The 1,717-nt window shown below is 58.3% G+C and carries 1 pseudogene; it reads left to right on the top strand.

Features of this window, described 5'->3' with window-relative positions:
• Positions 1-93: 93 nt before the first annotated feature.
• Positions 94-1,635, top strand: a pseudogene (gene fadB, locus ACQKP4_RS29010) (fatty acid oxidation complex subunit alpha FadB); the annotation flags it as partial.
• Positions 1,636-1,717 lie beyond the last annotated feature (82 nt).

Here is a 1,717-nt window from a genome sequence, read left to right as displayed (position 1 = left end):
CGTCAGGTTGCTCAGCAAGCGGCCGATGTTCGGGCATTGCTCGGCGTATTTCGGCGCGGTGACGGTCCAGACCGTGGCCATGCCCTCGTTCGGGCGATCAAGGGTGTGATCGTCAGCAGTGGCAAGGACGTCTTCATCGTCGGCGCCGACATCACCGAATTTGTCGAGAACTTCAAGCTGCCTGATGCAGAGCTTGTCGCTGGCAACCTCGAAGCCAACAAGATTTTCAGCGATTTCGAAGACCTCAACGTCCCGACTGTTGCCGCGATCAACGGCATCGCACTGGGTGGCGGTCTTGAAATGTGCCTGGCGGCGGACTACCGCGTCATGTCCACCAAGGCCAAGATCGGTCTGCCGGAAGTCAAGCTGGGCATCTACCCTGGCTTCGGCGGCACCGTGCGTCTGCCGCGCCTGATCGGTGCCGACAATGCCATCGAGTGGATTGCCGCCGGCAAGGAAAACCGTCCTGAAGACGCGCTGAAAGTCGGCGCTGTGGACGCAGTGGTTGCTCCCGAGAAGCTGCAGGAAGCTGCTCTGGAACTGATCAAGCGCGCCATCTCGGGCGAGTTTGACTACAAGGCCAAGCGTCAGCCGAAGCTGGAAAAGCTGAAGCTGAACGCAATCGAACAAATGATGGCTTTCGAAACCGCCAAAGGTTTCGTCGCCGGTCAGGCTGGCCCGAACTATCCGGCGCCGGTTGAAGCAATCAAAACCATCCAGAAAGCCGCGAACTTCGGTCGCGACAAAGCGCTGGAAGTCGAAGCTGCAGGTTTCGTCAAACTGGCCAAGACCTCTGCCGCGCAGAGCTTGATCGGTCTGTTCCTGAACGATCAGGAGCTGAAGAAAAAGGCCAAGGCCTACGACGAAATCGCCAAAGACGTGAAGCAGGCCGCCGTATTGGGCGCCGGCATCATGGGCGGCGGTATCGCTTATCAGTCGGCGTCCAAGGGCACGCCGATCCTGATGAAAGACATCAACGAGCACGGCATCGAGCAAGGTCTGGCTGAAGCCGCCAAGCTGCTGGTGGGCCGCGTTGATAAAGGCCGCATGACTCCAGCGAAAATGGCTGAAGTGCTCAACGGCATTCGTCCAACCCTGTCCTACGGTGATTTTGGTCACGTGGATCTGGTGGTTGAAGCTGTCGTCGAGAACCCGAAGGTCAAGCAAGCCGTTCTGGCCGAAGTCGAAGACAAGGTCAAAGAGGACACCATCCTCGCGTCCAACACCTCGACCATTTCCATCACCTTGCTGGCCAAAGCCCTCAAGCGTCCGGAAAACTTCGTCGGCATGCACTTTTTCAACCCGGTGCACATGATGCCGCTGGTTGAAGTGATTCGTGGCGAGAAGTCCAGCGAGCTGGCCGTTGCCACCACCGTTGCCTACGCCAAGAAAATGGGCAAGACCCCGATCGTCGTCAACGACTGCCCGGGCTTCCTGGTCAACCGCGTCCTGTTCCCGTACTTCGGCGGTTTCGCCAAGCTGGTCAGCGCCGGTGTGGACTTCGTCCGTATCGACAAAGTCATGGAAAAATTCGGCTGGCCAATGGGCCCGGCGTACCTGATGGACGTGGTCGGCATCGACACCGGCCACCACGGTCGTGACGTGATGGCTGAAGGTTTCCCTTTTCGATCCGCACGCAACGAACAAAAGCCAATTGGCCGAACAGACGTTTGCACTCAATTGGCAGCTTGTACGAAAACAAACGACAGCTCGGGAA

Origin of the sequence: Pseudomonas sp. NPDC086278, assembly GCF_050280905.1 — a bacterium.
Taxonomy (GTDB): Bacteria; Pseudomonadota; Gammaproteobacteria; order Pseudomonadales; family Pseudomonadaceae; genus Aquipseudomonas.
The sequence above is the reverse complement of the archived record's forward strand: the minus strand, read 5'-3'. Positions and strand labels throughout refer to the sequence as shown.